9 protein-coding genes are annotated in these 7,946 nt (G+C 60.3%); 6 read left to right on the forward strand and 3 right to left on the reverse strand.

Annotated features, from left to right (window positions below):
- Nucleotides 1-3 precede the first annotated feature (3 nt).
- Nucleotides 4-1,947 carry a DNA cytosine methyltransferase gene (locus tag V7M64_RS14210; RefSeq protein WP_333679931.1) on the forward strand — a complete coding sequence of 648 codons (1,944 nt, stop codon included), beginning with the start codon at nt 4-6 and terminating at the stop codon, nt 1,945-1,947.
- Nucleotides 1,947-2,432 carry a hypothetical protein gene (locus V7M64_RS14215; RefSeq protein WP_333679933.1) on the forward strand — a complete coding sequence of 162 codons (486 nt, stop codon included), beginning with the start codon at nt 1,947-1,949 and terminating at the stop codon, nt 2,430-2,432. Before V7M64_RS14210 ends, V7M64_RS14215 begins: the two co-directional genes overlap by 1 nt.
- Nucleotides 2,433-2,455: 23 nt before the next feature.
- Here V7M64_RS14215 and V7M64_RS14220 read toward each other — a convergent pair whose 3' ends face one another.
- On the reverse strand, nt 2,456-3,205 hold the full coding sequence (locus V7M64_RS14220; protein WP_333679934.1) for a hypothetical protein: 750 nt from the start codon (nt 3,203-3,205) through the stop codon (nt 2,456-2,458).
- 77 nt (nt 3,206-3,282) lie between these two features.
- On the opposite strand from V7M64_RS14220, the gene V7M64_RS14225 reads away from it, so the two are divergent.
- Together V7M64_RS14225 and V7M64_RS14230 are read left to right on the forward strand one after the other, a co-directional pair.
- Nucleotides 3,283-4,482: a DNA methyltransferase gene (locus tag V7M64_RS14225; protein ID WP_333679935.1), complete on the forward strand. Its 1,200-nt coding sequence runs from the start codon at nt 3,283-3,285 to the stop codon at nt 4,480-4,482.
- Nucleotides 4,479-4,763 (forward strand): hypothetical protein, encoded by a 285-nt coding sequence (locus V7M64_RS14230; RefSeq protein WP_333679936.1) that lies wholly within the window; start codon nt 4,479-4,481, stop codon nt 4,761-4,763. Before V7M64_RS14225 ends, V7M64_RS14230 begins: the two co-directional genes overlap by 4 nt.
- A gap of 1 nt (nt 4,764) precedes the next feature.
- On the opposite strand, the gene V7M64_RS14235 is transcribed toward V7M64_RS14230, so the two are convergent.
- Nucleotides 4,765-5,226, reverse strand: coding sequence for a hypothetical protein (locus tag V7M64_RS14235; RefSeq protein WP_333679938.1), 462 nt, complete (start codon nt 5,224-5,226; stop codon nt 4,765-4,767).
- Between the two features lie 63 nt (nt 5,227-5,289).
- Nucleotides 5,290-5,883: a hypothetical protein gene (locus tag V7M64_RS14240; protein ID WP_333679940.1), complete on the reverse strand. Its 594-nt coding sequence runs from the start codon at nt 5,881-5,883 to the stop codon at nt 5,290-5,292.
- Here V7M64_RS14240 and V7M64_RS14245 point away from each other — a divergent pair.
- Together V7M64_RS14245 and V7M64_RS14250 are read left to right on the forward strand one after the other, a co-directional pair.
- Nucleotides 5,882-6,589 (forward strand): hypothetical protein, encoded by a 708-nt coding sequence (locus V7M64_RS14245; RefSeq protein WP_333679941.1) that lies wholly within the window; start codon nt 5,882-5,884, stop codon nt 6,587-6,589. The genes V7M64_RS14240 and V7M64_RS14245 overlap by 2 nt on opposite strands.
- A gap of 165 nt (nt 6,590-6,754) precedes the next feature.
- Nucleotides 6,755-7,946 (forward strand): site-specific integrase (locus V7M64_RS14250; RefSeq protein ID WP_333679943.1); only part of this gene is annotated, 1,192 nt, incomplete at its 3' end.

The following is a 7,946-nucleotide window of genomic DNA, read 5'->3' on the forward strand; positions in this document are numbered from 1 at the left end:
GTCATGGCAGACGGCTCCAATATCGGCATTCGTGCCAAGACGCGCAAGAAACTGATCGCTGATCTGTGGTGTGGCGCGGGTGGCACGATCACTGGCGCCATGCGCGCTGCCAAGAAGATGGGGGTGCAGCTGGAGGTGGTCTCGGTCAACCATTGGCCCACCGCTATCGAAACGCACAGCCGCAATTACCCCGGCTTCCGCCATCATTGCGCCGATCTGGAAAGCGCTAGACCGATTGAGCTTGTACCGGAGGGCTACCTAGACGCACTGATCGCTTCGCCTACGTGCACGTATCACAGCCGCGCCCGTGGCGGTAAGCCCGTCTCCGATCAGCAGCGCATGGATCCCTGGCACGTCGTGCGCTGGTGTACCGAGTTGCGCGTGAAGCGCCTCCTGATCGAGAACGTGCCTGAGTTTGTCGACTGGGGGCCGTGCAGTCTCACCACCGGCCGCCCGATACGTTCTCGCAAAAGCGAATACTTCCGCGCCTGGAGCGAAGCGTTGCGGTCTATCGGCTTCCGGATCGATTGGCGCGACCTCTGCTGTGCCGATTTCGGCGATGCCACCACGCGCCAGCGCTTTTTCCTGATCGGCCGCAGCGATGGCAAGCGTCTGCGCTGGCCTGAGCCAACCCATGCCCGCAAGGCAACCACCGACCTGCTCGGCTCACGCAAGCAATGGCGTGGCGCCATCGAAATCATCGACTGGGACCAGCCGGGCAAGTCGATCTTCACCCGCAAGAAGCCGTTGGTACCGAATACGTTGCGCCGCATCCTCGCCGGTGCGCAGCGTTACAACTGGCCGAAGCCCTACATCGACGCCTTGCAGGCGCTACTCGACGGGCGCCCCCCTGTGCTCGACGTTGCCGCGAGTGAGGTTGATCCGATGCTCGCCCAGTTTCGTGGAACGTCGGACGACCAGGTCGAACGCTCGGCGCGCACTATAGAAGATCCGGTCCCGACCATTTCTGCCGGCGGCACGCATGTCGGCGTTGTGATGGCGACCGCCAGCGGTGGTGCCGCGCGAGACGTTTCCGAGCCGGTGCCGACCATCGTTGGCGGCGGAAACGGGGCGGCGCCGCACTTCGTGACGCCGCTGCTGATGGGCGTCAACGGCACGGCCAAGGCGGTTGCCGACCCGGTACCGACAATCACCACCGGAGGTGCCTGCTCGGAGAAGCGCCCGGGCAACGCGCGGCCGCAACTGATCCAGCCATTGATCGTGTCACGCAACGGCTTCCAGAACCGTGACGCACAGGGCATTGATCACCCCATGCCCACCGCAACCACACGCGGCGCTGGCTACTTGGCCGATCCGATCCTGGCGCCCTATTACGGCGGTGGTAGTGGTCTCACGGCGCTGAGCGTTGACCAGCCGGTACCCGCAGTGACGACCAAGCCACGCTTCGGTTTGGCTGAGCCAGTGATCATCCGCACGGACCAAACGGGCAGCGGCGCCAATGGTGTGCGCAGTACCGATGAGCCGGTGCACACGATCGTGAGCAAGCAGAACGCGGGTCTTGCGCAGCCATTCCTGGTACCGAACTTTGGAGAGCGTGAAGGCCAGACGCCGCGTACGCATGCACTCACTGATCCGCTGCCCACAGTAACCGCGCACGGGCACATTCAACTGGCCGAGCCTTTTGTGTTTCCGCTGACGCACCACGGCGAGGGGCGCGTCTACAGCGTGGACGATCCCCTGCGGACAATCACCGGCGCCAACCGTGGCGAACTTGCTATTGCTCAACCCGCGACACAGACGTTTCGCATCGACATCCTCTACCGGATGCTCAATTACCGAGAGCTCGCGCGCGCCATGTCGTTCGACGATGGCGAAGAGGTCTATGACTTCGCTGGCAACAGCACAGAGATCACGAAGCAAATCGGTAACGCCGTGCCATGCCGCACCGCCGCCTCGCTATTCCGCGCGCTGATGGAGGACGCGTGATGTTCCCGCTCGCCGCCTTCGACACCATCAACCTGACCGAGGCAAACCAGTTGCTCCAGGTGTGGCAGCACCCCATGGGGCCGGAACGCGGCAACAGCGCTGCGTTGCACTGTCACGCGTTGCTTGTGCATGGGAAACCTGTTGGCCTCGCATGCACTTCCAGCCTCATCCGTGAGCGTGTGGGTGGCGGTTTATCTCACCTCACCCGAGCGAACGCCATCGAGCTGAGTCGCCTGTGCGCCAGCGATCGGTGGGCGTGCCGGGTTGTGCTTCGGCTGTGGCGCGAACTGGTGTTTCCCGGGCTGGGCGTGGCGGCGGCCATAAGCTACCAGGACGCCGACCTGCACACCGGCAACACCTACCGCTTCGATGGGTGGCGGCGCGCCGGCTACAGCCGCAGCGGGATGGACAGCCGCACCGGCCGAGCTGGCCGCAACAAGTACATCTGGGTATGTCCGCCTACCGCTGCAGAGGTTGCAGCATGAGCTCGTCGACGCACAAAGAAAATTCACGTCTCGAACTGCGCAGCGAGGCGTTCGTATTCACGCTCAGCCCTCTCGCGAGGATACTCCATTGGGGACATGTCTCCAGCAAGTTGCTTGAAGAAGAGATATACGTTTACCGCGTTATCCCGCATCTCCGCGGTCGCTCGCGCGATGCCTTCTCGAACTATCGTCATGTGGGCGTTGTCGGGCAACACGATTTCAGGCTGCAGCGCAGCCATTTGATCGTGCAGGTTGCGCGCAAGGCCAAGAATGATGGAGAAATTCCGCGCCGCCACTGCGTCAAGAAGATCTACCTTCTCGGCTGCGGCATTGAGGGTGTCGAGATTGAACGACAACATATACTTGGAAACCAAGCTGGTTGTGAACCGGCTGTCTCCCGCAAGGCGATGCCAGAACACTACGCCGAATGCGAGTTCGTAAAGGGACGGAACAATGAGGTGGGCGACATTGGCAGCTTTACGCTTCCGTTCCTCCTCAACTTGTTGCGCCTCTTGATCTCTGAGGCTGCGTTCATTCTCAATTGCCTCCTTGCCGCCGCTGAGCGCGATCCGCGCGGCGTAATACGTCGCACCAGCCGCCGCGCTACCAGCTATAGCAGCTGCCCAAAGCGCGAAACGATCGCTATTGAACGGACCACACGCGTACACGGGAAGGCGAAATGTCGCCCACCCAGCCCAGTATCCAAGCAATACGGCGCCAATCCACCCTACAACCAGCCCTGTGCGGCCGCGCATCCGTCGAAGCCAGTTCACCGTCGTCCCCCAGCACCTGAATTGCTGCAAACCGTAGCACGCAGCTCGGGCAGTCTGCAGCCGCCGGGGATAGCAGCATGAGTGTGACCATCCACGTGGGCGACTGCCGCGATGTGCTGCGCACGCTGCCGGAGGCTTGGGCGGACTCCATCGTCACAGACCCACCCTACGAGTTGGGTTTCATGGGCAAGGAATGGGATAGCAGCGGCGTTGCGTTCGATCCGGAGACGTGGCGTGCGGCTTTGCGCGCAGCGAAGCCTGGGGCGCATCTGTTGGCGTTTGGCGGTACACGCACCTTCCATCGAATGATGTGCGCGATCGAGGATGCCGGCTGGGAAATCCGTGACACGCTGATGTGGATGTATGGATCTGGCTTTCCGAAGTCGAAGAACCTTGATGGCGACTGGGAAGGATGGGGAACAGCCCTCAAGCCAGCATGGGAGCCGATCATCCTGGCTCGCAAGCCGCTCATCGGCACGGTCGCGGCGACCGTCCTTCAGCATGGCACAGGCGCGCTGAATATAGATGCGTGCCGGGTGCCGACGGACGACAAGCTTGGCGGTGGGCGACTGAATGGGCCAACGGACATGTCGAGCACTTGCGGCGGTCCCGAGTGGGATCGTCCTTGGATGCACGACGAATCGAGACGCGCGGAGCATGCGGCTCGCACAGCGAGGAAAGTTGCCCAAGCCCAGGCGCTTGGTCGCTGGCCAGCCAACGTGATCCATGACGGTAGCGAGGAGGTGCTTGAGGCATTTCCGGATGCGCCGGGCCAACAGTGCAAGGTGCATGGTGATGAGCCGACTACCAACGGGTTCTCCGATTCCGTCATGTACGGCGGCTTTATCGGCAGACGCGAGTCAGCCGAACCTCGCATTGAGTCGGACAAGTCCGCCGCACGCTTCTTCTACTGCGCCAAGGCGACTCGTGCCGACCGTGACGATGGCTGCGACGACCTTCCTCTCCAGCAAGGTGGCATGGTCAGTAACACCAGTGGCCAGCACTTGACGCAGCGCAACGATGGTGCACCTGGACCTGTTCGCAATAACCACCCCACCGTAAAACCTACCAATCTGATGCGCTGGCTGTGCCGCCTGGTCACACCTCGAGGTGGCGTCGTCCACGATCCATTCTTGGGAAGTGGAAGCACCGGCCGTGGGGCCGTAGCTGAGGGCTTCAGCATTGTTGGAATCGAACTCAAGCCGGAGCACGTAGCGATCGCCGAGCGGCGCATTGCAGCCATCCAGCCTGGCCTTCCTCTTGGAGCAACAGCATGAGCAAGGAAGAAAAGGCCATCGGCATCACCGCCGAGCTGTATCGCATCCGCAAAGCGATGCAGTTCCTGTGGGGTGAGCAGTACCCGGCAAAGATGGCGGAATGGCGCACCACGATTGAACAGGTTGCCAAGGCCAAACAAATAAGCCATCTCGAAGCAGCCATGCAGCTCGGCGAAGAAGCGCAGAAGCGCGGCTCTGAGCATCTATTTCTCTTGATTATGTCGGCCTACGTTGAAATGACGGAGCCGAGCGCACCGATGGAGGATGAAGCCAGTGACTAAGCTACCGCTTGCGCCGCCGCCGCTCGTGCAGCTCCTGCAGCTTGGCCAGTGCGTCCACAAGGCCCTCATCGGACGCTACGGCCGCATGGTAGAGGCTATGCACCATAGCGCTGTCGGCAACCGAGCGCTGCCGTTCTTCGCCCAGCGCCGCGTCAGCGGCGTCAACGAACACGGCATAACGCGTGCTGCTGGCCAGCTTGCTGTGGAGTTCGGCGAACGCCTCTGCCAGCGGCTTGCCTTCCCTTATGGACTTCCGCGGGCTCTGCGAGGCGAACTCCTTGGTATCGACGTGCCCGGCCAACACCAGCAGCAGGTGTGCCGTATCGAGCGCCAGGGCCGCGCGTTCCTTGGCCGTACGTTTCGGGCCTGGCTGCATCAGCTCGCCAGCACGCTTCTGCGCAGCGTCGTAGAGGGTCCTGCGAGACAGGCCTCGGTAGGGGTTGGACTTCGATTGGGTGGCCATAGGGCCATTATCGCAATAGGAGCCGCGTGAACGCATTCCCGGAGCTATTACATGATTGATCGATCAAACATCAATTTCCGCCTTAAACACCCGCTTGGCATAAGCGGCATAAGGCCGAAAGTTCTGTTGGATTTCGTAACAGCGCTTCATAACCTCCTCCGCGGTTTTAGTGAGATTGTCGAGATCCTTCTTTTTACACCATTCGTCGTACATCAAGGTGATCAGGTAACAGACATAGCGAACGGAGCTAATCGCACCGGCAGTGTCTGGAGCACACTCGTCTGGAAGCTCTCTCAGGCTAGGTATATCTACTCGCGCAACGAGCGCTTCCCACTCTTTCGCCAGCTCAGCGATGCGCTTGGCGTGGGAAATCGTCGCATCTTCTCCGAGCTTCCTGCTAGCGAGGGCGCTCGCGAGCGGAAGAATGAACTTAGAAAACTCATATACCAATGCCAGCTCCGTAAAGATATGGGCAGCATTAACTTCAGCTCGCCGGGCAAAGCGAATGGATTCTCGCTGAGCCGTTTCGTTCGATATGCGCAACGCATCGCGCGCCGCCCTGAACGCGGCGACTGCCGCGAGTACCGATCCGACCGCCGCAGCCCAGGTGGCAACGTCGCCGATCTTCCAATCCCAAAATCCCGGATCTACGCTCATGCGTGAACTCCCCATCCTGTTCTCCGGCTCCATGGTGAGGGCGATCCTAGAAGGCCGCAAGACGCAGACGCGCCGAGTGTGTAAACCAGCCCAAGCGGCTGCCCTATCGTTCGTTGTCGACTGCGACGATGGCAAGTGGGGAGATGAAGAAGGCAACGTGCTCTTCCCTTGCCCTTATGGCCAGCCTGGTGATCGGCTATGGGTGCGCGAAACCTTCTATTGCGACGACTCGACGTATCCGGACGGTGAACCCATTACCTGCCATTGGCGAGAGGTAGACGGCCAGCGCGTTGCAATTCCGCTCGAGGAGCAACGCGCGGAGATGTTGGAAAACATGTACTACCGCGCTGATGGCGAACCTGACTGGGAAGGTGCCGACGGTCCAACGCCATGGCGTCCTTCCATCCACATGCCCCGCTGGGCCAGCCGCATCACGCTGGAAGTGGCCGGCGTGCGCGTGGAGAGGCTGCAGGACATCAGCGAAGCCGACGCGCGGGCCGAGAGCATGCACGAATTCAAACTTTCGCCCGGGTCGGTGTTCGGATACGACCGTAAGGGCACGCCGGGCCCCATGATGCGTGAAACTGCGCGCGCGGCCTTCGCAGCCCTTTGGGAATTGCTCAACGGCGCCGGCAGCTGGGATGCAAACTCCTGGGTGTGGGTGATCGAGTTCAAGCGATTGGAGATGAAACATGGGCGCAGCTGAGAAGTTACCCGAGCTATTCACGGAAGAAGAGGCCGCGGAGAAGCTGAAACTCTCCAAGATAACCCTTGCGCGCTACAGAAAGGCTAGGCAGATAGGCCACATCACCATCGGGCGCCGCGCCTTCTACACCGAAGCCATCATTGCCCAATATCTAGAGAGACAGGAATGCCACGCATACGTATCACCGACGAATATGCCCTTGTCAAACGCACAGGATCAGACAAGTGGTATCTCGAGTGGCGGAGCAACGGTGAAAAACAACGCCGCTCTACGGGCACTTCGGATATTGGAGAAGCCCGAGTAAAAGCCAGGGATATCATCCTGTCCGAGGCCACAATCAAGAACGTGGCGCCAGAAGAAATAACGATTGCTATCGTTCTTGACCGCTACATGCGTAAACGCGGCGAAGCACTTGCCAGCAAGGATCCAGCGAAACGAGCCAATGCACTGTGGAAGGAATATTTCGGCAACGATGCGGTCGTCTCGGACCTCACCCTCTCCAAACAGGAGGACTTTCTTTCATGGCTTGTTTTGGGCAAAGCGCTTAGCGAGCAGACCGCACGGCGCTATGTAGCCCATGGAAAAGCGGCGCTTAATCGTGCATGGAAAAATCAGGAAATCACCAAGGTGCCCTTTATCGAGCTTCCGCCGATCGGTGATCCCTACCCGCACATCAGCCAACTTCAACAGATGGCGACCTTTCTAAATGCCATCCCTGAAACGTCCTCGCATATCTGGCTGTACTGCATCATTCGCCTCTGCACAGATTGCCGCGGCGATGCCGCTCGAGACCTGACACCACAGCAAGTCGACTTTCAGGCGAAGCTGATTCAGCTTAATCCGCCAGGTCGCAAGCAGACGAAGAAATATCGCCCAGTGGTGCCATTGATTCCGACATTGGAAGTCGTTCTAAAAGCGGAGAACCCCACCGGGACGTATGTCCACTGGCGCGGCAAACAGGTGAAGTCGGTCAAGACGAGCTGGAGGAAACTCAGGAATGCGGCAGGGCTGCCCGGATGGTTCGCGCCAAAGGTGATCCGGCATACGGTGGCCACCGAGATGAGGCGCCGTGGCGTGCCTTCATGGGAAGTCTCGGGCCAGATCGGCCACAAGCGCGCCGGCACTTCGGAGATCTACGCCAAGTTCGATCCGGATTATTTAGGGAAAGCGGCGACGGCGCTGGAAACGATGATGCAGGAGCTTGCCGCGCTTGTACCCAAATTAGCCGGGGTCATACCGGGGTCAGTAAGGAAAAAGCCCGATTTCCAAGTGTTGACGCAACACCTTGAAAATACTGGCTTAGAAGATGGTGGGCGGTACAAGGATCGAACTTGTGACCCCTTCCATGTCAAGGAAG

The sequence above is a fragment of the Dyella sp. genome (genome assembly GCF_036746095.1).
In the GTDB taxonomy this organism is placed as follows: Bacteria; Pseudomonadota; Gammaproteobacteria; order Xanthomonadales; family Rhodanobacteraceae; genus Dyella_B.